This window comes from Staphylococcus coagulans, from assembly GCF_022557135.1.
Taxonomy (GTDB): Bacteria; Bacillota; Bacilli; order Staphylococcales; family Staphylococcaceae; genus Staphylococcus; species Staphylococcus coagulans.
The window spans coordinates 2,059,437-2,080,164 of the sequence record NZ_CP092966.1 but is presented as its reverse complement, the minus strand read 5'-3'; the positions used below and the strand labels follow the sequence as shown (position 1 = coordinate 2,080,164).

At 36.0% G+C, this 20,728-nt stretch carries 32 protein-coding genes and 1 other RNA gene; 28 read left to right on the top strand and 5 right to left on the bottom strand.

The genetic code is table 11. The features are described 5' to 3' along the window. Position 1 precedes the first annotated feature (1 nt). The 8 genes from gpmI to ssrA all read left to right on the top strand — a co-directional run bounded on the left by gpmI (position 2) and on the right by ssrA (position 8,123). Positions 2 to 1,522, top strand: coding sequence for a 2,3-bisphosphoglycerate-independent phosphoglycerate mutase (gene gpmI / locus KM149_RS09995; RefSeq protein WP_241415363.1), 1,521 nt, complete (start codon positions 2 to 4; stop codon positions 1,520 to 1,522). A 128-nt stretch (positions 1,523 to 1,650) separates the two neighbouring features. Continuing rightward, the gene (eno, locus tag KM149_RS09990) at positions 1,651 to 2,955 is read left to right on the top strand and encodes a surface-displayed alpha-enolase (RefSeq protein ID WP_060830257.1); all 1,305 of its coding nucleotides are present in this window, start codon (positions 1,651 to 1,653) and stop codon (positions 2,953 to 2,955) included. A 209-nt stretch (positions 2,956 to 3,164) separates the two neighbouring features. Further along, complete coding sequence (locus tag KM149_RS09985) at positions 3,165 to 3,632, top strand: hypothetical protein (RefSeq protein ID WP_103356539.1); 468 nt, start codon at positions 3,165 to 3,167, stop codon at positions 3,630 to 3,632. A gap of 68 nt (positions 3,633 to 3,700) precedes the next feature. Further along, positions 3,701 to 3,934, top strand: coding sequence for a preprotein translocase subunit SecG (gene secG, locus KM149_RS09980; RefSeq protein ID WP_016424546.1), 234 nt, complete (start codon positions 3,701 to 3,703; stop codon positions 3,932 to 3,934). Positions 3,935 to 4,031: 97 nt separating this feature from the next. After that, positions 4,032 to 4,772, top strand: coding sequence for an alpha/beta hydrolase (locus KM149_RS09975; protein WP_050331578.1), 741 nt, complete (start codon positions 4,032 to 4,034; stop codon positions 4,770 to 4,772). Between the two features lie 83 nt (positions 4,773 to 4,855). Beyond that, on the top strand, positions 4,856 to 7,210 hold the full coding sequence (rnr, locus tag KM149_RS09970; protein ID WP_241415362.1) for a ribonuclease R: 2,355 nt from the start codon (positions 4,856 to 4,858) through the stop codon (positions 7,208 to 7,210). Positions 7,211 to 7,225: 15 nt separating this feature from the next. Then, entirely contained in the window at positions 7,226 to 7,690 is a 465-nt protein-coding gene (gene smpB, locus KM149_RS09965; RefSeq protein WP_016424549.1) for an SsrA-binding protein SmpB, read from the top strand. Between the two features lie 73 nt (positions 7,691 to 7,763). Beyond that, positions 7,764 to 8,123: a transfer-messenger RNA gene (gene ssrA / locus KM149_RS09960) on the top strand. Positions 8,124 to 8,284: 161 nt separating this feature from the next. On the opposite strand, the gene KM149_RS09955 is transcribed toward ssrA, so the two are convergent. The 4 genes from KM149_RS09955 to KM149_RS09940 are packed head-to-tail and all read right to left on the bottom strand — an operon-like array spanning position 8,285 to position 11,285. Continuing rightward, on the bottom strand, positions 8,285 to 9,340 hold the full coding sequence (locus tag KM149_RS09955; protein WP_241415361.1) for a tyrosine-type recombinase/integrase: 1,056 nt from the start codon (positions 9,338 to 9,340) through the stop codon (positions 8,285 to 8,287). A 60-nt stretch (positions 9,341 to 9,400) separates the two neighbouring features. Beyond that, positions 9,401 to 10,471 (bottom strand): DUF4352 domain-containing protein, encoded by a 1,071-nt coding sequence (locus KM149_RS09950; protein WP_241415360.1) that lies wholly within the window; start codon positions 10,469 to 10,471, stop codon positions 9,401 to 9,403. Between the two features lie 13 nt (positions 10,472 to 10,484). Next, complete coding sequence (locus tag KM149_RS09945) at positions 10,485 to 10,949, bottom strand: ImmA/IrrE family metallo-endopeptidase (protein WP_241415359.1); 465 nt, start codon at positions 10,947 to 10,949, stop codon at positions 10,485 to 10,487. Positions 10,950 to 10,961: 12 nt separating this feature from the next. Then, complete coding sequence (locus tag KM149_RS09940) at positions 10,962 to 11,285, bottom strand: helix-turn-helix domain-containing protein (protein ID WP_241415358.1); 324 nt, start codon at positions 11,283 to 11,285, stop codon at positions 10,962 to 10,964. Positions 11,286 to 11,448: 163 nt separating this feature from the next. Between KM149_RS09940 and KM149_RS09935 the strand changes: the two genes are divergently transcribed. From KM149_RS09935 to KM149_RS09885, 11 genes are all read left to right on the top strand, one after another. Continuing rightward, entirely contained in the window at positions 11,449 to 11,694 is a 246-nt protein-coding gene (locus tag KM149_RS09935) for a helix-turn-helix domain-containing protein (RefSeq protein WP_241415357.1), read from the top strand. Positions 11,695 to 11,838: 144 nt separating this feature from the next. Further along, positions 11,839 to 12,558: a BRO family protein gene (locus tag KM149_RS09930; protein WP_241415356.1), complete on the top strand. Its 720-nt coding sequence runs from the start codon at positions 11,839 to 11,841 to the stop codon at positions 12,556 to 12,558. Next, the gene (locus KM149_RS09925; RefSeq protein WP_214896128.1) at positions 12,555 to 12,884 is read left to right on the top strand and encodes a DUF771 domain-containing protein; all 330 of its coding nucleotides are present in this window, start codon (positions 12,555 to 12,557) and stop codon (positions 12,882 to 12,884) included. The genes KM149_RS09930 and KM149_RS09925 overlap by 4 nt, the downstream gene beginning before the upstream one ends. Continuing rightward, the gene (locus KM149_RS09920) at positions 12,881 to 13,069 is read left to right on the top strand and encodes a hypothetical protein (RefSeq protein WP_241415355.1); all 189 of its coding nucleotides are present in this window, start codon (positions 12,881 to 12,883) and stop codon (positions 13,067 to 13,069) included. Before KM149_RS09925 ends, KM149_RS09920 begins: the two co-directional genes overlap by 4 nt. A gap of 69 nt (positions 13,070 to 13,138) precedes the next feature. Continuing rightward, positions 13,139 to 13,399: a DUF1108 family protein gene (locus KM149_RS09915; protein ID WP_182364516.1), complete on the top strand. Its 261-nt coding sequence runs from the start codon at positions 13,139 to 13,141 to the stop codon at positions 13,397 to 13,399. Positions 13,400 to 13,411: 12 nt separating this feature from the next. Beyond that, positions 13,412 to 13,621, top strand: a complete 210-nt coding sequence (locus tag KM149_RS09910) for a hypothetical protein (RefSeq protein WP_241415354.1) — start codon at positions 13,412 to 13,414, stop codon at positions 13,619 to 13,621. Next, positions 13,614 to 14,093, top strand: a complete 480-nt coding sequence (locus tag KM149_RS09905) for a siphovirus Gp157 family protein (protein WP_165545017.1) — start codon at positions 13,614 to 13,616, stop codon at positions 14,091 to 14,093. The genes KM149_RS09910 and KM149_RS09905 overlap by 8 nt, the downstream gene beginning before the upstream one ends. Continuing rightward, complete coding sequence (locus KM149_RS09900) at positions 14,093 to 14,860, top strand: ATP-binding protein (protein WP_216342187.1); 768 nt, start codon at positions 14,093 to 14,095, stop codon at positions 14,858 to 14,860. The genes KM149_RS09905 and KM149_RS09900 overlap by 1 nt, the downstream gene beginning before the upstream one ends. 20 nt (positions 14,861 to 14,880) lie before the next feature. Then, complete coding sequence (locus KM149_RS09895) at positions 14,881 to 15,435, top strand: single-stranded DNA-binding protein (protein ID WP_241415353.1); 555 nt, start codon at positions 14,881 to 14,883, stop codon at positions 15,433 to 15,435. Next, positions 15,413 to 15,610, top strand: coding sequence for a hypothetical protein (locus KM149_RS09890; RefSeq protein WP_241415352.1), 198 nt, complete (start codon positions 15,413 to 15,415; stop codon positions 15,608 to 15,610). Before KM149_RS09895 ends, KM149_RS09890 begins: the two co-directional genes overlap by 23 nt. Positions 15,611 to 15,618: 8 nt before the next feature. Next, on the top strand, positions 15,619 to 16,293 hold the full coding sequence (locus tag KM149_RS09885) for a putative HNHc nuclease (RefSeq protein WP_241415598.1): 675 nt from the start codon (positions 15,619 to 15,621) through the stop codon (positions 16,291 to 16,293). Between the two features lie 106 nt (positions 16,294 to 16,399). On the opposite strand, the gene KM149_RS09880 is transcribed toward KM149_RS09885, so the two are convergent. Beyond that, a complete protein-coding gene (locus tag KM149_RS09880; protein ID WP_241415351.1) occupies positions 16,400 to 17,050 on the bottom strand; it encodes a hypothetical protein in 651 nt (216 codons plus the stop codon). A gap of 62 nt (positions 17,051 to 17,112) precedes the next feature. Here KM149_RS09880 and KM149_RS09875 point away from each other — a divergent pair, with 62 nt between their 5' ends. From KM149_RS09875 to KM149_RS09835, 9 genes are read left to right on the top strand one after another with little or no spacing between them, the layout of a single operon-like run. After that, positions 17,113 to 17,826 (top strand): helix-turn-helix domain-containing protein, encoded by a 714-nt coding sequence (locus tag KM149_RS09875; RefSeq protein WP_241415350.1) that lies wholly within the window; start codon positions 17,113 to 17,115, stop codon positions 17,824 to 17,826. Positions 17,827 to 17,845: 19 nt separating this feature from the next. Then, positions 17,846 to 18,607: an ATP-binding protein gene (locus KM149_RS09870; protein ID WP_425356280.1), complete on the top strand. Its 762-nt coding sequence runs from the start codon at positions 17,846 to 17,848 to the stop codon at positions 18,605 to 18,607. Next, the gene (locus tag KM149_RS09865) at positions 18,601 to 18,771 is read left to right on the top strand and encodes a hypothetical protein (protein ID WP_019166767.1); all 171 of its coding nucleotides are present in this window, start codon (positions 18,601 to 18,603) and stop codon (positions 18,769 to 18,771) included. The genes KM149_RS09870 and KM149_RS09865 overlap by 7 nt, the downstream gene beginning before the upstream one ends. Beyond that, complete coding sequence (locus KM149_RS09860) at positions 18,772 to 19,185, top strand: RusA family crossover junction endodeoxyribonuclease (protein ID WP_165562146.1); 414 nt, start codon at positions 18,772 to 18,774, stop codon at positions 19,183 to 19,185. A 4-nt stretch (positions 19,186 to 19,189) separates the two neighbouring features. Continuing rightward, positions 19,190 to 19,492, top strand: a complete 303-nt coding sequence (locus KM149_RS09855) for a hypothetical protein (protein ID WP_241415348.1) — start codon at positions 19,190 to 19,192, stop codon at positions 19,490 to 19,492. Then, positions 19,482 to 19,643: a hypothetical protein gene (locus KM149_RS09850; protein WP_214973981.1), complete on the top strand. Its 162-nt coding sequence runs from the start codon at positions 19,482 to 19,484 to the stop codon at positions 19,641 to 19,643. The genes KM149_RS09855 and KM149_RS09850 overlap by 11 nt, the downstream gene beginning before the upstream one ends. Continuing rightward, on the top strand, positions 19,643 to 20,095 hold the full coding sequence (locus tag KM149_RS09845; protein ID WP_241415347.1) for a DUF3310 domain-containing protein: 453 nt from the start codon (positions 19,643 to 19,645) through the stop codon (positions 20,093 to 20,095). The genes KM149_RS09850 and KM149_RS09845 overlap by 1 nt, the downstream gene beginning before the upstream one ends. Then, positions 20,095 to 20,331, top strand: coding sequence for a hypothetical protein (locus KM149_RS09840; protein ID WP_241415346.1), 237 nt, complete (start codon positions 20,095 to 20,097; stop codon positions 20,329 to 20,331). The genes KM149_RS09845 and KM149_RS09840 overlap by 1 nt, the downstream gene beginning before the upstream one ends. Before the next feature lies 1 nt (position 20,332). Then, positions 20,333 to 20,554: a DUF3269 family protein gene (locus KM149_RS09835; protein ID WP_214971897.1), complete on the top strand. Its 222-nt coding sequence runs from the start codon at positions 20,333 to 20,335 to the stop codon at positions 20,552 to 20,554. Positions 20,555 to 20,728: the final 174 nt, after the last annotated feature.

Here is a 20,728-nt window from a genome sequence, read left to right as displayed (position 1 = left end):
TATGGCCAAAAAGCCAACAGCTCTTATTATTTTAGACGGATTTGCAAATCGTGAAGAAATCCATGGTAATGCAGTAAAATTAGCAAATAAGCCTAATTTTGACCGCTATTTTGAAAAATATCCGACAACGCAAATTGAAGCGAGTGGTTTGGATGTAGGTCTTCCAGATGGCCAAATGGGTAATTCAGAAGTTGGACATATGAATATCGGTGCTGGACGCATTGTGTACCAAAGTTTAACACGTATTAACAAATCTATTGAAGAAGGCGATTTTTTCGACAATGGTGTTTTAAACGGTGCAATTGATCATGCGTTGAATCATCAATCAGCATTACATGTTTTTGGTCTACTTTCTGATGGTGGTGTGCACAGTCATTACGAACATCTTTATGCGATTTTAGAACTTGCTAAAAGAAAAGGTTTAACAAAAGTTTACGTGCATGCATTTTTAGATGGTCGTGACGTTGATCAAAAATCTGCACTTAAATATATTGATGAAACTGAAGATAAATTCAAAGAACTTGGTGTTGGTCAATTTGCTTCTGTTTCTGGACGTTATTACGCAATGGACCGTGATAAACGTTGGGAACGTGAACAAAAAGCATATGATGCGATTCGTGGATTTGATTATGTCGTTAAATATCCTTCAGCACACGAAGGGGTTCAAGCAAACTATGATAACGATTTGACAGATGAATTTATCGAACCTTTTGCTGTAGAAAATCAAAATAACGGTGTAAATGACGGTGATGCAGTAATTTTCTATAACTTCAGACCTGACCGCGCTGGACAGCTTTCAGAAATCTTTACAAATAAAGCTTTTGATGGTTTTGAGGTTGAACAAGTTAAAGATTTATATTTTGCTACATTTACAGGCTACAATGATCAAGTTGATGCACATATTGTATTTGAAAAGGTTGATTTGAAAAATACAATCGGTGAAGTTGCTCAAGATAATGGTTTAGTGCAATTAAGAATTGCAGAAACTGAAAAATACCCTCACGTGACTTACTTTATGAACGGGGGTCAAAACGAGGAATTCAAAGGTGAGCGTCGTCGTTTAATCAATTCACCTAAAGTTGCAACTTATGATTTAAAACCTGAAATGAGCGCTTATGAAGTTCGCGATGCATTGTTAGAAGAATTAGATAAAGGTGATTTAGACCTTATTATCTTAAACTTTGCGAACCCAGATATGGTTGGTCACAGTGGTAAATTGGAACCGACTATTAAAGCAATCGAAGCTGTAGACGAATGTCTCGGCGAAGTCGTTGATAAAATCATCGACATGGGTGGTCATGCATTAATCACTGCTGACCATGGTAACTCTGATGAAGTGTTAACAGATGATGATCAACCGATGACAACACACACAACAAACCCCGTTCCAGTAATCTTGACTAAAGAAGGTCATACTTTGCGTTCAACAGGGCGCTTAGGTGACTTAGCGCCAACATTACTTGATATCATGGGCTTAGAACAACCAGAAGATATGACTGGTGAATCATTAATCGAACACTAAATCATTTTGAAAAATAAGTATTACTCGTTATAATAACAATGAACAGCCAACCTGTTTTGGATAAAATAATGTCTGTTTAAAATATTAAGAACAGATCATAAAATTGATTGAAAAAGGAGATTAACATTATGCCAATTATTACTGATGTATACGCTCGCGAAGTACTAGACTCACGCGGTAACCCTACAGTTGAGGTTGAAGTTTTAACAGAAAGTGGTGCGTTTGGTCGCGCACTCGTACCTTCAGGTGCATCAACTGGTGAACATGAAGCTGTAGAATTACGTGATGGAGATAAAGCACGTTATTTAGGTAAAGGTGTAGAAAAAGCCGTTGAAAACGTAAACGAAATTATTGCACCAGAATTAATCGAAGGTGAGTTTTCAGTACTAGAACAAGTTTCAATCGATAAAATGATGATTCAATTAGATGGCACTGCTAATAAAGGTAAATTAGGTGCAAACGCAATTTTAGGTGTTTCAATTGCTGTCGCACGTGCAGCTGCAGACTTCTTAGGTCAACCATTGTACAAATATTTAGGTGGATTCAATTCAACTGTATTACCTACACCAATGATGAACATTGTAAACGGTGGTTCTCATTCAGATGCACCAATTGCATTCCAAGAGTTCATGATTTTACCAGTAGGTGCTGAAACATTCAAAGAAGCATTACGATGGGGCGCAGAAGTGTTCCACGCGTTAGCTAAAATCTTAAAATCACGCGGTTTAGTGACTGCAGTAGGTGATGAAGGTGGATTCGCACCTAAATTCGAAGGTACTGAAGATGGCGTAGAAACAATCATCGAAGCTATTAAAGCGGCTGGTTTAGAACCAGGTAAAGATGTTTACCTTGGATTCGACTGTGCTTCTTCTGAATTCTACGAAAATGGTGTTTACGATTACACTAAATTCGAAGGCGAAAATGGTGCAAAACGTACAGCTGAAGAACAAGTTGACTACTTAGAACAACTTGTTGATAAATATCCAATCCTTTCTATTGAAGATGGTATGGATGAAAACGACTGGGAAGGTTGGAAGTTATTAACAGAACGTATCGGCGATCGCGTTCAATTAGTTGGAGATGACTTGTTCGTAACAAATACTGAAATTTTATCAAAAGGTATTGAACAAAACATCGGTAACTCAATCTTGATCAAAGTTAACCAAATCGGTACATTAACTGAAACATTCGAAGCAATCGAAATGGCTCAAAAAGCTGGTTATACAGCTGTTGTATCACACCGTTCAGGTGAAACTGAAGACACTACAATTGCTGACATTGCAGTAGCTACAAATGCAGGTCAAATCAAAACAGGTTCATTATCACGTACAGATCGTATCGCAAAATACAATCAATTATTACGTATTGAAGATGAATTATATGAAGCAGCTAAATATGAAGGTTTAAAATCATTCTATAACTTAAACAAATAATATTAAGTTAAATAGATGAATTAAATGATATTTGAGAGGTTGAGGAACACTAACGTGTTGCTTAACCTCTCGTTTTTTCATTCAAAACTTTAATAAGTGGACTGCTTAAATCGATATCGTTGTGTTCGTCTTATTTCGACCAAGACTTAGATTTTCAATGTGTTTTGAAACTGATATAATAATATTAAAAGTATAAGAAGGAGTCTTTTATGTCACAACTACAAAACTCTGAAATGCGTGCACAACATACCGGCAAATTATTAGGTTATATTTCATTTTTATTTGCGGTCTGCTTAGTGATTCATCAGGTCGTTATTGTTGATGGTCAAGTGATTACGTATATGTTGGAACATTCGGGTAATAAGGCAACAGAAAATAGCATCAATGCAATTAATAACAGCTTACGCTATATAGGCATTTTATATGTTTTAGCCTATGCAGCGGGTGTCGTTGCACTTAAAAATCAACATCCTTATTTATGGTGGTTTATGCTTGCAGTCTTTATTTCTCAATTATTTAACGCGCTACTCAATCCACCCATCCTTTATGCAGCGATTTTTCATGTAAAAGGATTTTTCGCATTAGTCCCTTATCTCGTCGTGAATTTAGGTTCTTTAGTTCTCGCGATAATGATGATTACCGTAAGTGTGAAGCGTAAATCGACATTTAATCGTTAAACTATATTGTGAATATACGGTAAATATGGTAAAATAGCTTCCGTATATGATGAATGGAGGACAGTCTGATGCATACCTTTTTTGTAGTATTACTCATTATTGACTGTATCGCACTCATCACGGTTGTTTTATTACAAGAAGGTAAGAGTAACGGCTTATCAGGCGCAATCAGCGGTGGTGCTGAACAGTTATTCGGTAAGCAAAAACAACGTGGTGTAGATTTATTTTTGCATAGATTGACAATTGTACTATCGATTATTTTCTTTGTATTAATGTTAGGTATCAGTTACTTTAATATGTAGAGTCCGGCCGTTGAAAAGTCGGGCTTTTTTGTTTGTATGTACGATTTTTTATCGATAGAATGAATCATATGAGTGTTTGAAAGGACGAGATTGTATTATGAAAATTCAACTACCTAAGCCTTTCTTTTTTGAAGAAGGAAAACGCGCTGTGTTACTATTACACGGTTTTACAGGTAATAGTTCAGACGTACGCCAGTTAGGCCGCTTTTTACAAAAGAAAGGCTATACTTCCTATGCGCCTCATTATGAGGGACATGCAGCGCCACCAGAAGAAATTTTAAAATCAAGCCCGCATGTGTGGTATAAAGATGCACTGGATGGTTATGATTACTTAGTAGAACAAGGCTACGATGAAATTGCTGTAGCAGGTTTATCATTAGGTGGGGTATTTGCGCTGAAATTAAGCTTAAATCGCAGTGTGAAGGGTATTGTAACCATGTGTACGCCGATGTACATTAAAACAGAAGGTGCAATGTATGAAGGTGTTTTAGAATATGCTAGAAACTTTAAAAAGTATGAGGGAAAAGATGAAGAGACGATAGAAAAAGAAATGGCAGCATTTCATCCGACGAGTACTTTAAAAGAACTCCAAGGTACATTGCAAGAAGTCAGAGATGCTGTAGATGAAGTGATGGATCCGTTACTCGTGATTCAATCAGAAAACGATGAAATGATTAATCCGGATTCTGCTAATATCATATACAATGAAGCTATTTCTGATGATAAGCATTTATCATGGTATCAAAATTCAGGCCATGTCATTACAATTGATAAAGAAAAAGAAGCTGTGTTTGAAGAAATTTATTCATTTTTAGAAACATTAGATTGGTCAGAATAGTGCATATTAAAACAGTCAATTTTAAATACGTAACAAGTTAGAAAGTCATTTAAATCAGATTTTAAATAGAAAGGAGGAGCAAGATGAATTTAAAAGAAGAGATTAAGGCAATTATCCAAAGCGCTGATTATGAACCTATGTCAGTGTCTGACTTCCAAGATGCATTAGGATTAAATAGTGCAGATTCATTTCGTGACCTCATAAAAATATTGGTTGAGTTAGAACAATCAGGAATGGTTACACGGACAAAACAAGACCGTTATCAAAAACGCGGACCTAAACCAGGCATTGTCAGAGGAACATTAAGCCAAAATAAGAAAGGATTTGCGTTTCTAAGACCTGAAGAAGAGGACATGGAAGATATCTTTATACCGCCTACAAAAATCAATAGAGCAATGGATGGCGATACAGTTATCGTAGAAGTAAAAAAATCTCGCGGCGACTTCCGTAAAGGAAAATTTGAAGGTGAAGTGAAGGCGATAGAATCACATTCGATTAAACAAGTGGTCGGTACATTCTCAGAAGCCCGTCATTTTGGTTTCGTCGTCCCTGACGATAAAAGAATTATGCAAGACATCTTTATTCCTAAAGGGCAGGATTTAGGTGCGATTGATGGCCATAAAGTTCTTGTACAAATTACAAAGTATTCTGATGGAACTAATAATCCTGAAGGCCAAGTATCAGCGATTTTAGGCCATAAAAATGATCCAGGCGTAGATATTTTGTCCATCATTTATCAACATGGAATCGAGATAGAATTCCCAAATGATGTGCTGAAAGAGGCAGAACGCATTCCTGAAACAATCCAACCGTCAGAACTTGAAGGACGACAAGATTTGCGTCAAGATTTAACCATTACTATTGATGGCGCAGACGCGAAAGATTTAGATGATGCGATTGCAGTCAAAAAATTAGATCATGGAAATATTGAATTAACAGTAAGTATTGCTGACGTGAGTTATTACGTCAAAGAAGGTTCTGCGCTCGATCGAGAAGCTTATGATCGTTCGACAAGTGTGTATTTAGTGGATCGTGTTATACCGATGATTCCACACCGATTAAGTAACGGAATTTGTTCGTTAAATCCAAATGTTGATCGTTTGGCGATGAGTTGCCGTATGGTCATTAATCCCGAAGGTAAAGTCATCAAACACGAAATATTTGATAGTGTGATCCATTCTAATGCAAGAATGACATATGAAGCTGTGAATCGTATCATTACTGATAGAGATCCAGAAGCACGCCAAAAATATCGTGAGCTTGTATCAATGTTAGATTTAGCTAAAAATTTATCTCAAACATTAATCGATATGCGTAAAAAACGTGGCGAAATAGATTTTGATATCAAAGAGGCTAAAGTTTTAGTCAATGAAGAAGGTATTCCAAAAGAAGTGGTTACACGTGAGCGTGGTGAAGGCGAGCGACTGATTGAATCATTTATGTTGATTGCCAATGAAACGATAGCAGAACATTTTAGTAAGATGGAAGTTCCATTTATTTACCGTGTTCATGAACAACCAAAATCAGAGCGATTACGCCAATTTTTTGACTTTATTACGAATTTTGGCATCATGATTCAAGGAACAGGAGAAGATATTCATCCAAGTACTTTACAAAGTATTAGTGAAGAAATTGCTGGAAGACCAGAAGATATGGTCATATCCACAATGATGCTTCGCTCAATGCAACAAGCGCATTATGACGCAGAAAATTTAGGTCATTTTGGTTTAGCAGCTGATTATTATACACACTTTACATCACCTATACGACGTTATCCAGACTTAATCGTACACCGATTGATTAGAAAATATCTTATTGAAAAGTCGATGGATGGAAAAGCGAAACACGAATGGGAAGAAAAGTTACCTCAAATTGCTGAGCATACATCACAACGTGAACGCCGTGCGGTCGATGCTGAACGTGATACGGATGAACTTAAAAAAGCAGAGTACATGATTCAACATATTGGTGATGAATTTGAAGGTGTCATTAGTTCAGTAGCAAACTTTGGTATGTTTATTGAACTCCCTAACACAATTGAAGGGATGATCAATGTTCAAAATATGACTGATGACTATTATCATTTTGATGAGCGACAAATGGCGCTTATCGGTGAAAGAAAAGCGACTGTCTATCGAATTGGTGATGTTGTAAAAGTCAAAGTAGTTCATGTAGATGTGGAAGAACGACAAATTGATTTTCAAATTGTAGGCATGCCTATTGATTTTGGTCGACAAAAAGATAAAAAAGCACGCGGTAAAACGATACAAGCAAAAACAAAAGGTAATCAGTTTGAAAAGAAAAAAACTAAAAAGAAAAAGCAGAAGCAGCGTAAAGGAAAAAACGCACGCCGTCGTGAAAAATCTGGAAATACACAGCATCAGCCTTTTTATAAAGGGAAAAGTGTGAAGAAAAAAGCACGTAAAAAGAAAAAATAATTTGAGGTGAAACCAATGCCAAAAAAATCAGGTAAAGGCACATTAGCAGAAAATCGTAAGGCACGTCATGATTATAACATCGAAGACACGATTGAAGCGGGCATTGTGTTGCAAGGGACTGAAATTAAGTCGATACGTCGTGGAAGTGCGAATTTAAAGGACAGCTATGCACAAGTTAAACGCGGTGAAATCTTTCTTCACAATATGCATATCGCACCTTATGAAGAAGGTAATCGTTTCAACCATGACCCAAGACGTATACGCAAATTATTGTTGCACAAGCGTGAAATTACTAAACTCGGTGAACGTACACGTGAAATCGGATATTCGATTATTCCGCTCAAGCTCTATTTAAAGCACGGAAATTGTAAAGTATTACTTGGTATTGCAAGAGGTAAGAAAAAATACGATAAACGCCAAACTTTAAAAGAAAAAGCTGTGAAGCGTGATATGGATCGTGCGATGAAACAAAAATATTAAAGCATTGCTAAGATTGTAAAATTTTGATATGATATAATGTGCTTTCGTATAAAGAAAGCACATTTAAAAATACGGGGACGTTTATGGATTCGACAGGGGTCCCCAGAGCTCATGAAGCGTGTCGGAGGGTTGTCTCCGTCATCAACACATCAGTTTATAATAACTGGCAAAACTAACAATAATTTAGCAGTAGCTGCGTAATTGCACTCTGCATCACCTAACCGCATCGCCTATGTGCTGTTAACGTGATTCAACTTTAGTAGGATACGCTCGTCACTGCCGTTTGAAGTCTGACGAGAAGAGATCAATCAAACTAGCATCATGTTGGCTGTCTATCGCCTTGCATGATGTGAAATTCATGGATAGACTACACACGTAGAAACATTTGTATCAGGACCTTTGGACGCGGGTTCAAATCCCGCCGTCTCCATTTTTCAGAGAATATTTGTAATTATTTGCTTTTAAAATTTCTTTGCAAACGTTGATATATCAATGTTTGCATTATTTTTTAGCTATTTTTAGTTAATATTCGTTTGTTGATATTTTGGTCATTTTATGGTCAAAAAAATATAGGTTGACCAAAGATGTTGACCATCAATAGTTTTCCATGAATTTTACTAGTTTCGCATCTTCTTCTGTTTTTTGTTCTTCGATTAAATGGCTGTATGTTCTCAATGTAACATCAATATCAGCGTGACCTAACCTTTTGCTGATATATTGCAATGATAAACCTTCACTTAATAAAACTGATGCATGAGTGTGTCTTAACGCGTGTAATGTGTATCTTCCAAATTTATGCGTAGATAAAATCCTTTGCATTGCATCAGATACAGATTTGTTTGTTATTAGGTTTGCACCAGTGTTAAAAATATAACCGTTCATAGATACTGGCTTTGTTTTTATTATTCCTTGGATATGTTTTTTAGACTCTTCTGTTATTATTATAATGCGATCAGCATTTTCTGTTTTAGTGCCTGGAATTCTAATTTGATTATTTGGTTTCTTTAAATCCTCATACCTTAGAGTTTGTACCTCTCCAAAACGAGCGCCAGTGATTGCTAATATATACAAAGCTAAGTATGATAGCTCGGTTCTCTCTTTCGATTCATCAATTATAGTGTCATAAGCTTTTTTAGACATGAACTTTACATCTTCCGGTTTCCCCTTTTTTATACCTTTTGGATTTGCTTTGTAAGTGGGGTTTCTTGAAATAATACCTGATTCAAAAGCATCTTCGAAAGCGCCCTTTAAACAACTGTGTAATTTACTTACTGTATCTGTTGTTCTACCGTTTTTAGCATTATTCAAATATTTACCTTCTCCATACTCTTTAAGGAATTCCCTATAATCAATTTGTGTCACTTCACCTATTGCAATATTACCGAATTTTTCTTCGAATGCTTTCAAGCTTGTTAAATAACGATTATATGCATTAGAGGTTATATTTCCTTCTTTATTAACTTCTAACCACTTTTTAAAATACTTACTAAATGAATCATCACTTTTAGTGATACCGTTGTTTAGTTCGTTTAACTTTTGTGCTTCCATGTCTTTCGCTTTGCGTTTAGTGCTAAAACCACTTTTTCTGTAACGTTTACCTTTAAATCTAAAGTCATATTTCCAACTGTTACCGTTTTTACTTACTACCATTTTGTAGTTCCTCCTCAAAAATAGTAAAAAATAATAAGGGTAGACGCGCTACCCAAAATTTTATTCAGTTTCTGAATTAATTACTTTCTCTTGTCGTTTAGCCCAGCTATCATAAGATTCGCCTTTTCCAACCCAACCGGGGCCTCCAACATGAGCGTTTGGATTATCCCAAATTTTTGAACTTTCCTTTTTTGCTAATTCATAATCCCCAATGCCATATCCCATTTGCGATTCGTCATGGGTTGTGGGTTTTGTACGATTCCATTCATCGATTTCTGCCTGCGACATTTCCCCATCATCTTTTTGAGTATTAACATTTATTGTCTTTGCGTTAGGTTTTGATTCCGCTTTATTGTCAGCTTTATGTTTTGGTGGATCATTATCATCTGATGACGTTACACTATCTGTAGATACATTTTGTTGTAGATCATTGTTGTTATTTTCTGTTGAAGCAACTAAAGTGTCATCTTTCTTTTTAGAAGTTTTAGTATCTCCTTTAAGGTTAAAAATTACATTTTTACTACTGAAAAATCTTGAATTGATAATTAATTTTTTATTATCGCTATTGGCAATATTTTCAGAAACATCAAATACAACCTTACCTTGTGTAGTACTTTCTGGATTAAGTTGTTCTAAAAAGAAGGAATCTGTTATAGAACCATCTTCACTTTGATTAGCAGAAATAGAACCTTTTGAATCGGCGTTAGCTGTTTTATCGCCAGACTTCAATTTGAACATGTTAGTATCGATAGTCAACGAATCTTTACCATTATTTTTGATTGTTACATCCGCAATAACATACATATCTTTTGCTGTTTCTGGCAATGCTGATGGTCCTACTTGTTTAGCTGTTTCAACAGAATTAACAGTAACTTCTAAATCGCCATTTTTTGCTGTATCGCCAATTTTGTATTCTTTTGACGCATTTTTGGTTGAGTTATTACTATCGCCGTTGCCACCAGTAAAAATTGCTGCGCAAGCAGAAAATAGTATAGCGAGGATTATAAAGATGACTAAACAACCACCGCAACCCCATAGCCATTTCTTTTTACCTTTTTTATTTTGTTGCTTCTGAAATTCTTGGAATTCAGCCCATTGTCGTTGTCTTTCTTGTTCGTTCATATCAGACATTGATAATGCCCCCTTATAAAATATTTTTTATTTCAAAAACTCTAAGTGGTTCGAATTCAATTAAGTAATCACCACATAATGTTTTTAAACCATATTTACGTTTATAATGTTCAATACAATCTAGTACAAAACCTTCTGTAACCTCAAAAAAATTAGCAAGTTCATATAAATTATGTATACCTTGCTTATACGCTTCTATTATTTTGTTTATAGGTATCAACATTTCTATACCATAACGTCTTGCGTAATTTTCGAATTTACGGTTATTGAAGTAACTTTGATTTGTGATGTTACCGTACGTTAGTTTGTGGTGAGATAACTCTTCTGCTAAGACTTCGGTCTTTTTGCTTTCAGGTAGATTTCTTTTCATCAGGATCATATCACCCAACCATAAGCCTGGGAGGTTGTCTGGCATAATATCGGTTTCAACAACCTCCACTGAATCGTATTCAATTAAAAGATCTTCGTATTTTCCCAAATGAATCACCCTTTATTTGCGTTTGCTTCTAATATAATTAGCATAATCTAACACTTTTTGCCATTCTTCCTCTGTAAGGTCTCCTTCTAAGTGAGCAGCTAAATGTGTTACAGTTTTTTCGATTTTTTTATCTTTTAATAACAAACTTTCCGGAGTGACATTCAAATAATTAGCGATTTCAGCTATATCTTCCATCGGTATCTTTCTACTTCCATTTTCATAACGTGAAAGTGTAGATTTATTAACACCTATTTTTTTGGCAAAATCTGTTAAATTTATATTTCTTTCTTGGCGAAGTTTTTTTATCAATTTACCTATTTCAGCTGATGTTCTCATCGTAATATTTACCTCCGTTTCGTCTATATCAATAGTTTACCATTTTTCCATATAGGAAACAACTGGTAATTTAAAAGATTTTAAAATATTTTTTGGTATTTTTGTTGACATACAGGAAACGAAGGTTTAGTATAAAGTTAACTTCAAAAAAGGAGGCGACAACATGTATGAGTTCGATGTAAAAAGAATGAAGGCAGAACGCATAGCTAAAGGCATCTCTCTAACTGATATGGCTTTTAAACTAGAAATGACTCCAGGAACATACTCAAAAAAAGAAAATGGTCACATTAGAATAACTGTTGACGATTTAGCAAAAGTTATTGATGCTTTAGAACTTCCTCAAGACAAATGCGGTATTTTTTTTACTTACAATGTTTCCAAAAAGGAAACTAAAGACGATTTAATTTAAATCCGAATATCTCAGCGCCTGCATTGAGTACATGCGAGCGAGAGTGAGCGACGATACGAGCCACACCATAATACATTAGGTCATTGCCAAAACCGTGTACTGAATGTAGGTGCTGAGACACCAAACCTTAAAGGAGGGAATTTAATGCAAGAATTACAAACATTCAGTAACGATATGTTTTCAATCTTAATCAAACAAGATGAGGAAAATAATTTATTCGATTTAGAGACTGTCGCAAAAAGTTTGGGATTCACTCAGATTAAAAACGGCAAGCAATATATTCGTTGGGAAACTATCAATAAATATTTAGGGAAATATCTTTCCCAAGAAGTTGGGAAAGGTGATTTTATTCCGGAACCGATGGTCTATAAATTAGCTTTTAAAGCAGGCAATTCAACAGCGGAAAAATTTCAAGATTGGTTAGCTATGGAAGTTTTACCTGCAATTAGAAAAACAGGAACTTACCAAGTACCAAGTGATCCAATGCAAGCGTTGGAATTAATGTTTAAAGCTACAAAACAAACAAAAGAAGAAATCGAAAGTGTAAAAGCAGATGTTATTGACTTAAAAGATAATCAAAAACTCGATGCGGGTGAATATGGTTTAGTCACTAAAACTATACATCAACGTGTTGCTTACATCAGACAGATACACGGATTACCCAATATCAAAGAGGTTAACAAGCCACTTTACAAAAATATTAACAATGACGTTAATACAATGGCCGGAATTAAAACGAGAACACAATTAAGACAAAAACATTTTAACGATGTCATGGACATCATTACAAATTGGTTTCCATCACAATCGACGATGTACGTCATAAGACAACTAGAAATGGACTTTGAGGAGGAGCGAACATGACACAAACATTTCAAGTTACAGTTCCTATTCCAGATGACTACATTATCATATCGAAAGTTGAATATAAGGAACTTATCGACAGTAGACCCGTCAATATGACCTTGCAAGAAGTGGCGGACATGTTCCCTTGTAGCAAGCAGTGGTTTACAGAAAATGTTTTATCAAACGACTATTTTCGGCGGAAGATAGCAAAGTTTTCAACTTTCCCGAATGATGACGGTAAGGGACATTACAAGTTTGATCGTCGAGAGATGACCAAGTTTTTGAAAGAGTACAATACGCAGATTCACGAACACGTCAGATTTGAAAGGAGTAAAAGAGGATGAAACATTTAATCGCTTTGTTCATGACCGCAGCAGTCGCATTCATTCTAGGTACAGTACTTGCTTTTGCAGACGTGTACTTTACCACAATCTTATTCGTGGTAACTGTGGCTGAAATCGTCACATACTACGGTACAACGTATGTGATTGAAGCATTAAAAAAGACTGACAGCAACGGCAATTGCTAATCAGTCGAGGATAGTAATTTTACGAAAGTTAACTATCCTCAATATACAACTTATTGGGAGGATTTTCAAATGTATTTTTCAAACGAAGAAGAACATACTGGAATTTTCGAGGTAGACGGATTCAAATTTAGAAAAGCAGTCACAAGAGAAGATGACAGAATCGTTGTTGAAGTCATGGATATGCAATGGCAAACAATAAAACTTGTTACTGTCTATGATTTATCAGAAGTCGAGTATATGGAAGAAGTTTTATCTGCAGCTATTTACGATTTTATCGAGTACCAAACAGATGAGCTAGACAAAGTTATGGCTCATTTTACAAAAGGATAGGAGGAACAAACTATGGAATTAGTGACAATACATTATACCGAATTTAAAAGATTAGTAGCACAAGAGAGTAGATTGAAAGATAGAGTGGCGGAATTGGAGGAAGAAGTTTCCGCTTTAAAAGCAGACGTCAACGAGTTAATTGACGAAAACGAACATTTAGAAAAGCAAGTCAAATTGTTATCTGTTTTAGAAGATGACGAGGAGGAGTTACTCGATGAGTAATTTATATGAATTGTCAGGAGCATTCAAAGAGTTGTCGAGTCAAGAAGAATTAGATCCAACATTACTGAAAGATACACTCGATTCTATTAAAGAAGAAATGAATGTAAAAGTGGATAACATCATTAATTGGAGACGTGATGTATTAGGCGATGTTGATGTTATTGATAAAGAGATTAAAAGGTTGCAGGACTTAAAAAAACAAAAGACAAATCTATGTGATCGTCTTAAAGAATATTTGAAAGACATGTTAGATGTTCAAGAAGTAGAAAACTATCGCACAGCTACCAATCACATTTACAAGCGCAAAAACGGAGCAACTAAAAAAGTTATCGATGAAAGTTTAATTCCACAAGATTATTGGGTTTCACAAGCACCTAAGCTCAACTCAAAACAACTTACAGACGATTTGAAAGCAGGCAAAGATATACCAGGAGCAGAATTACAGGTAACAGAAAGCTTGGTGATTAAATAATGAGCGAGGAACAAGACATTTTGACGCAGTTAGGCGTTAAAGATATTAGCCAACAGAACGCCAATAAGTTTTACAAATTTGCTGTTTATGGAAAGTTTGGGACTGGTAAGACGACGTTTTTAACTAAAGACAACAATGCGCTTGTATTAGACATTAATGAGGACGGTACAACAGTTACAGAAGATGGCGCTGTTGTACAAATCAAGAATTACAAGCATTTTGCAATGGTAGTTAAGATGTTACCAAAGATTTTAGAACAACTTAGATCTAACGGAAAGCAGATTGATGTGGTGGTTATAGAGACCATTCAAAAACTACGTGACATCACAATTGATGACATTATGGCAGGTAAAACAAGAAAGCCGACATTTAATGACTGGGGAGCAACAGCTACACGTATTGTACACATGTATAGATACATTTCAAAATTACAGGAACACTACCAATTCCATTTAGCAATCAGTGGTCATGAGGGCATCAACAAAGAAAAAGATGAAGAAGGAAGTACCATCAATCCCACTATCACGATTGAAGCACAGGACCAAATCAGAAAAGCAGTAGTCAGCCAATCTGATGTACTAGGAAGAATGACCATTGAAGAATATGACCAAGACGGACAAAAGGCATTTAACTACGTATTTAACGCAGAACCATCGCCGGTTTTTGAAACAAAAATAAGACACTCACAAAGTGTGCAAATTAACGATAAAAAGTTTATCAACCCAAGTATTGATGACGTAGTACAAGCAATCCGAAACGGAAACTAAATAAAGGACGGTAACTAATTATGAAAATTACAGGTAGAGCAAATCATATTACAGAAACGAATCAAGAAGCATTTATGAAAGGCGGAGAGTTCTTAGGCGCTGGAGAATTTACAGTGAAAGTTAAGGATATTGAAGCAAATGATGCAGAGGGGCGTTATTTCACTGTCGTTTTTGAAAACAACGAGGGTAAGCAGTTCAAACACAATCAATTCGTGCCACCATTTCAACAAGATTACCAAGAGAAACAATACATTGAGTTGCTAACTCGTTTAGGTATTAAGTTAAACTTACCAGATTTAACATTTGATACAGATCAACTAATCAACAAACCTGGAACTATCGTATTGAAAAATAAATTTAACGAAGATCAAGGTAAATATTTTGTACGTCTGTCCTTTGTCAAAGCATGGAAAAAAGGCGATGAAATTATTAATAAACCTAAACCTAAAACAGACGAGATGAAACAAAAAGAAAAGCAAACTAACGGTAGACAAACTCCTATGAGTCAAGAGAGTAATCCATTTGCAAATGCCAATGGGCCAATTGATATTGATGATGAAATATTACCCTTTTAAAAAACCTACCGAAAAACAACTTAAATACGCAAAGCATTTACAAACGTTTGTTCAAGACGACAAAGATTTAACTGAAATGAACAAAGAAGAAGTAATTAACTATATCGATTCAATCAAAAATGAAGCTAAAGATGTAATTAGTGAGTTGATGTCTCACACAGATGTGGTTTGGTAGGTGGAAAGATGCAACGTATTACAAGATACCAGGCAGATAACGACGGTACATATTCCGTCGTTGCTACTGGTGTAAAACTTGAGCAAAGTCATATTGAACTTTTAGAAAATGGTTATTCGATAAACGCAGATGTAGAGGTACACGACAATAAAAGAATTTCGAGCGATCAACGTAAAAAGATATTTGCGCTATGTAGAGACATAGAACTGCATTGGGGCGAACCGGTGGAGTCAACGAGACGAATATTTCAATCTGAATTAGAGATTATGAAAGGTTATGAACATATAAGTCTAAGTAATTGCAGCATGAAAGTAGCAAGTGAATTGATAGAGCTAATTGTAGCGTTTATGTTCCATCATCAAATACCAATGCAGGTTGAAACAAGTAAATTGTTGAAAGAAGATAAAGCGTTGTTGTATTGGGCTACTGTTAACAGAAACTGCGCAATATGTGGTAAGCCTCACAGTGATTTAGCTCATTATCATGCAGTCGGTAGAGGGCGTAATAGACGGAAGATAGAACACACCAGTAATAAAGTACTTGCGTTATGCCATAGACATCATACAGAACAGCACAACATAGGTATGGATAGCTTTAACGATAGATACCATTTACACGACAGCTGGGTCGATGTCGATGAGAGATTAAATAAAATGTTGAAAGGAGGAAAAGCGAATGAATAAATTACAAGTCATAAAAATAGCACTCCTAATCGTCATCTTGGCGGAGGAGATCAGGAATGCTAGAAATTATAAAAGAGCTACAGGAAAACCTTTTTCGAGAATTTAATTATTCATCATCTTTTTTGTAATCGAATGTTAAGTAAAAACAAATTAAAGAAATAGGTAACACGAATATTGAAACAGGAATATTAACAGGTTCATTATACATTGCTCCAGAGAATAAACTCCACGAAATATTTGGGGTGAAGACTAATGAAGTTGCATTAATCATTTTTTTAGTTGGAGGTGCATACTTTTGCAATTTTGTATCGTCGACGTCATCTTCTTTTCTGTTTTCTCTTTTATTGTTTATTGGATAGGGAGAATTGAAGGAGTCACTAACGCTACGAAAGTTAACAGTATTGATAAAAGAATAGCGAAGTATATTGTTAACTCGCGTAATTTCCTTTATAGGAAAATTCGATTGGGTCTTAAATGCTTGAAGTGTATTTTCAGAAAATAAATTATTTCTAAAATTCATCGAGATGTCGATAGTAGGCACTTTGATTTTTACTAAATTTGATGTATCAATATTTATCAAATTAATATGACCCATATTTATTAGCGTATTTTTGTAAATATTATTGAATTTTGTCATCTGATTAATAGTTTTTCTTAATTCTTTAGAAGGTTTTGTCGCTTCAAACACGGCGTTTCTTAAGTTGAAAATAGTGTTGTTTAATACTGGTCTGACATCTTTAAATGGATCGATATACATTTTATCACCTCCAATCTGATGCAAAAGCATTCAGAAAAATTATACCAGAAAGGAGAATGTAAATGACTGATCAGCCAAGTTACTACTCAATTATTACAGCAAACGTAAGATATGATAACCGCCTTACTGATAGCGAAAAGTTGTTATTCGCAGAAATCACGTCGTTAAGCAATAAGTATGGGTACTGCACAGCAAGCAATGGTTACTTTGCGAAGTTGTATAACGTAGTAAAAGAAACGATTTCGCGCAGAATATCCAACCTTAACAAATATGGTTATTTGAATATTGAAATTATCAAAGAAGGTAATGAAGTTAAGCTAAGAAAGATGTACCCCTTGACACAATCGTCAATACCTATTGACGCAAAAATCAATACCCCTATTGATAATTCTGTCAATACCCCTATTGACGCAAATGTCAAAGAGAATAATACAAGTAATAATATTACAAGAATAAATACTACAAGTATAAATAACAATAGCGCAACTGACGTTACGCTAGCGCATTTTGAGGAGTGGTGGGCGCTTTACGATAAGAAATTGGATAAGAAAAAAGCGTTCAGCTTATTTAAGAGTGCGCACAAAAAACACGGGTTCGAAACTATTATGAATGGGACTAGAGAATATTTAAAAACCATCACTAACAAACAGTACCAGAAATATCCCAAAACATTTTTAAGTCAAGAAAGCTATTTAAATGACTTTACGATAGAAAAACAAGACAGCGGTTTGGATCAACTTGAGAGAATGAAGTATGACGAAAGCTACTGGGATTAGGAGTGATTAAATGCAATCAATGAGTAGTCTAGCACGTAACATCAAACCTAATCATAATATCGTCGAAGAAAAGCATAACCTTAAATGCGAAAACTGCGGTAACACTTACGACTATTACAAGTTTAGCAATGGGCAAGAATTTAGACATGGTTGTGACTGCGCGATGATTGAGGCTGGTAAAGAGGCTGAAAAGAAGCGTAAGCAACGAGCAATTAACAATATATTTAACCAATCTAATGTTAACTACTCTTTAAAAGATGCGACAGTCAATAACTACAAACCACAAAACGATAATCAAGCGCAGGCAAAACAAACTGCAATTGAGTATGTACAAACATTCTCTACTGAACAACCTAAATCACTAATCTTACAAGGCTCGTACGGTACAGGTAAATCACACCTAGCCTATGCGATAGCCAAAGCAATTAAAAATCAAGGCTATTCAGTCGCATTTATGCATATACCGATGTTGATGGATCGTATCAAAGCAACCTACAACAAAAATGCAGTTGAGACGACAGATGAGCTTGTAAGTCTTTTGAGTAGCATTGATTTGCTTGTACTTGATGATATGGGCGTCGAGAACACGGAACACACACTAAATAAGTTATTTAGCATAGTGGATAACCGTGTAGGTAAAAATAATATATTCACAACCAACTTTAGCAATAAAGAATTGAATCAAAATATGAACTGGCAGCGCATCAATTCGAGAATGAAACATAACGCCAGAACAGTAAAAGTAATCGGGGACGATTACAGGGAGCGTGACGCATGGTAATTACAAAAGAGTTTTTGAAACAAAATCTTGAGTGTTCAGATGTTTATGCTCAGAAAATGCTTGAGTGGGCGCAAGGCGACGATAAAAAGTTATATGACCTATTTATCCAAAAGAGAGTTGAACGCAACACACGGCAGGATATGACGATATTAGAGGTGGATTAAGTGGCGGAAACTAGAATAGAGATTTTTTACCAGGAGGGCGACAGAAACTTAGGTAATCCAAAAGGGTCATCACGCCCTAGATTTACACGAGGCGGGCATACTTACATGCCTGCACCTTATGTAAAACATAAAAAGTTTGTGGCTGATCAGTTGCCAACTTTGATGATTGATAAGCCAATACGGCTCACGATTGAGTTTTACTTTAAACCTAGTAAGTCGTGGCCAAAACACAAAAAGGAATCGCACATGGGACAACCGCACAGCATTAAGCCAGATATAGACAATTTACTTAAAACAATATTAGATGCTGGCAATGGCAAAGTATGGACGGACGATGTGCTGATATCGGAAATCAGAACATTCAAAAAATGGGATAGCGTAGCACGTACAGTACTTGTCATAGAGGAGGAGTAAAACGGTGGAAAAATTAGATCTTTTTACAAAAGAACAAGAACAAAGGATGAAATTGAATAGCATACCTAGAGAGATAGCGAGAAGTCGTGTAAGAAGGATGGGATGGACTGCTGAAAAAGCTGTCACTACTCCTGTTCAAAAAAGAGTTAATGATTTACCGAAACCGCTCACTCATCCGAAAGTAGCATATATGCGTTTTATGAAGGAACGAAAAGACAAGTCGCATTTAGTTAAGTACCCGCAGTCAGTTGAGCCGAGTGAGTACTATAAATACCTAGAAAGTAAGGTGTTGCGGGATGAAATTTAGAAACGCTGATAAAAGAATCATCTTAACTGATGAGCAAGTTAAAGCTATGCAAGACAACGGACTCAAACGTAGCGATGTATACAACAGAATATTCGGATTAAATTGGGCTGTTAATAAAGCGGTCAGTAAACCAGTAAGGGGGCGTAATTAATGAACGAGATTTTGAGTAAAGGCGACAGAGTGAGAGTTGTTACAGGTTGCCACAAGAGCAACGATGGAGATAAATGGATTAATGAACCTATATGGGAGACAGGCACTGTAAAAGGCTATTGGGCGCCAGGAATTACAATAATCAATTTGGATAGTGGTGGTACAAAGTGGCTGAAAGACAGTGAAGAGTGGGAAAAATTACCGGTCAATCGAAAAATCGCAACACACAAAGAAGATATGGTTAACCAACCTGAACATTACACTTACGGCGACATAGAGGTTATCGACTATATCGAACAGGTCATTAAAGATTATCCGCCACACTTAGCGTTTGCGATTGGTAATGCGATTATGTGTATCGACCGTGCAGGGCACAAGAATAACAAAGAGGACTTAGCAGAGGCGCGTTGGTACTTAGAACGGGCGTATGACAAGTGGGAGGTTGTTCGCTGATGGGGGCTGCAATGTATGAATATGTGATTTACAAAGGCGATGATGTTGTGTGCGGTGGGACAAGGAAAGAAATATTAGAAAAGTTGGGTATGTCACCCATGACATTCGATAGAATTGTAAACCCCTCGACAGAAGTGGAAGAGGCTAAAGTGTTCCGGAGAAAGGGGCACAGTCAACGCATGGTAGGCGTCAAAGTAAGTGTTGCAGAAATTAAACAGGAACTGGGGTTGGCGTGAGATGAGTATTTTCGACAAATATAACTTATTCGACCAAGACGGTCGCAAAGTGATCAGTGTTGTACCTATTAAGGACAGATACAACGTTGCAGGCGTGGCGACCGGTATCTTTGCCGGTCAAATGTGGGATATGAGCGAGACTGAATTAATGCGGTTTAAAGCGACGCATAACTTGTTCCTAGAGCAAGAGCTAGGTACGCAAAAGACGATATTTGATTTTTAAGGAGGGATAGGAATGAATGCTTTAGTAAATTTGGGCGAGAGAATAATTCAACTCGAAAAAGAACGTGACTCACTCATCACAGACGTAGCCAATTTACGTAACCAACGTGACAAGTTGCAGCACCAATTAGATGATGTGGTTGATTTATTCAATACACACCTACACCACAAGAAA

Bases quoted from the DNA above. Each gene is read 5' to 3' on its own strand.
- gpmI (WP_241415363.1), top strand. From the start codon at position 2: ATGGCCAAAAAGCCAACAGCTCTTATTATTTTAGACGGATTTGCAAAT.
- eno (WP_060830257.1), top strand. From the start codon at position 1,651: ATGCCAATTATTACTGATGTATACGCTCGCGAAGTACTAGACTCACGC.
- KM149_RS09985 (WP_103356539.1), top strand. From the start codon at position 3,165: ATGTCACAACTACAAAACTCTGAAATGCGTGCACAACATACCGGCAAA.
- secG (WP_016424546.1), top strand. From the start codon at position 3,701: ATGCATACCTTTTTTGTAGTATTACTCATTATTGACTGTATCGCACTC.
- KM149_RS09975 (WP_050331578.1), top strand. From the start codon at position 4,032: ATGAAAATTCAACTACCTAAGCCTTTCTTTTTTGAAGAAGGAAAACGC.
- rnr (WP_241415362.1), top strand. From the start codon at position 4,856: ATGAATTTAAAAGAAGAGATTAAGGCAATTATCCAAAGCGCTGATTAT.
- smpB (WP_016424549.1), top strand. From the start codon at position 7,226: ATGCCAAAAAAATCAGGTAAAGGCACATTAGCAGAAAATCGTAAGGCA.
- KM149_RS09955 (WP_241415361.1), bottom strand. From the start codon at position 9,340: ATGGTAGTAAGTAAAAACGGTAACAGTTGGAAATATGACTTTAGATTT.
- KM149_RS09950 (WP_241415360.1), bottom strand. From the start codon at position 10,471: ATGTCTGATATGAACGAACAAGAAAGACAACGACAATGGGCTGAATTC.
- KM149_RS09940 (WP_241415358.1), bottom strand. From the start codon at position 11,285: ATGAGAACATCAGCTGAAATAGGTAAATTGATAAAAAAACTTCGCCAA.
- KM149_RS09935 (WP_241415357.1), top strand. From the start codon at position 11,449: ATGTATGAGTTCGATGTAAAAAGAATGAAGGCAGAACGCATAGCTAAA.
- KM149_RS09930 (WP_241415356.1), top strand. From the start codon at position 11,839: ATGCAAGAATTACAAACATTCAGTAACGATATGTTTTCAATCTTAATC.
- KM149_RS09925 (WP_214896128.1), top strand. From the start codon at position 12,555: ATGACACAAACATTTCAAGTTACAGTTCCTATTCCAGATGACTACATT.
- KM149_RS09920 (WP_241415355.1), top strand. From the start codon at position 12,881: ATGAAACATTTAATCGCTTTGTTCATGACCGCAGCAGTCGCATTCATT.
- KM149_RS09915 (WP_182364516.1), top strand. From the start codon at position 13,139: ATGTATTTTTCAAACGAAGAAGAACATACTGGAATTTTCGAGGTAGAC.
- KM149_RS09910 (WP_241415354.1), top strand. From the start codon at position 13,412: ATGGAATTAGTGACAATACATTATACCGAATTTAAAAGATTAGTAGCA.
- KM149_RS09905 (WP_165545017.1), top strand. From the start codon at position 13,614: ATGAGTAATTTATATGAATTGTCAGGAGCATTCAAAGAGTTGTCGAGT.
- KM149_RS09900 (WP_216342187.1), top strand. From the start codon at position 14,093: ATGAGCGAGGAACAAGACATTTTGACGCAGTTAGGCGTTAAAGATATT.
- KM149_RS09895 (WP_241415353.1), top strand. From the start codon at position 14,881: ATGAAAATTACAGGTAGAGCAAATCATATTACAGAAACGAATCAAGAA.
- KM149_RS09890 (WP_241415352.1), top strand. From the start codon at position 15,413: ATGATGAAATATTACCCTTTTAAAAAACCTACCGAAAAACAACTTAAA.
- KM149_RS09885 (WP_241415598.1), top strand. From the start codon at position 15,619: ATGCAACGTATTACAAGATACCAGGCAGATAACGACGGTACATATTCC.
- KM149_RS09880 (WP_241415351.1), bottom strand. From the start codon at position 17,050: ATGTATATCGATCCATTTAAAGATGTCAGACCAGTATTAAACAACACT.
- KM149_RS09875 (WP_241415350.1), top strand. From the start codon at position 17,113: ATGACTGATCAGCCAAGTTACTACTCAATTATTACAGCAAACGTAAGA.
- KM149_RS09870 (WP_425356280.1), top strand. From the start codon at position 17,846: ATGAGTAGTCTAGCACGTAACATCAAACCTAATCATAATATCGTCGAA.
- KM149_RS09865 (WP_019166767.1), top strand. From the start codon at position 18,601: ATGGTAATTACAAAAGAGTTTTTGAAACAAAATCTTGAGTGTTCAGAT.
- KM149_RS09850 (WP_214973981.1), top strand. From the start codon at position 19,482: ATGAAATTTAGAAACGCTGATAAAAGAATCATCTTAACTGATGAGCAA.
- KM149_RS09845 (WP_241415347.1), top strand. From the start codon at position 19,643: ATGAACGAGATTTTGAGTAAAGGCGACAGAGTGAGAGTTGTTACAGGT.
- KM149_RS09840 (WP_241415346.1), top strand. From the start codon at position 20,095: ATGGGGGCTGCAATGTATGAATATGTGATTTACAAAGGCGATGATGTT.
- KM149_RS09835 (WP_214971897.1), top strand. From the start codon at position 20,333: ATGAGTATTTTCGACAAATATAACTTATTCGACCAAGACGGTCGCAAA.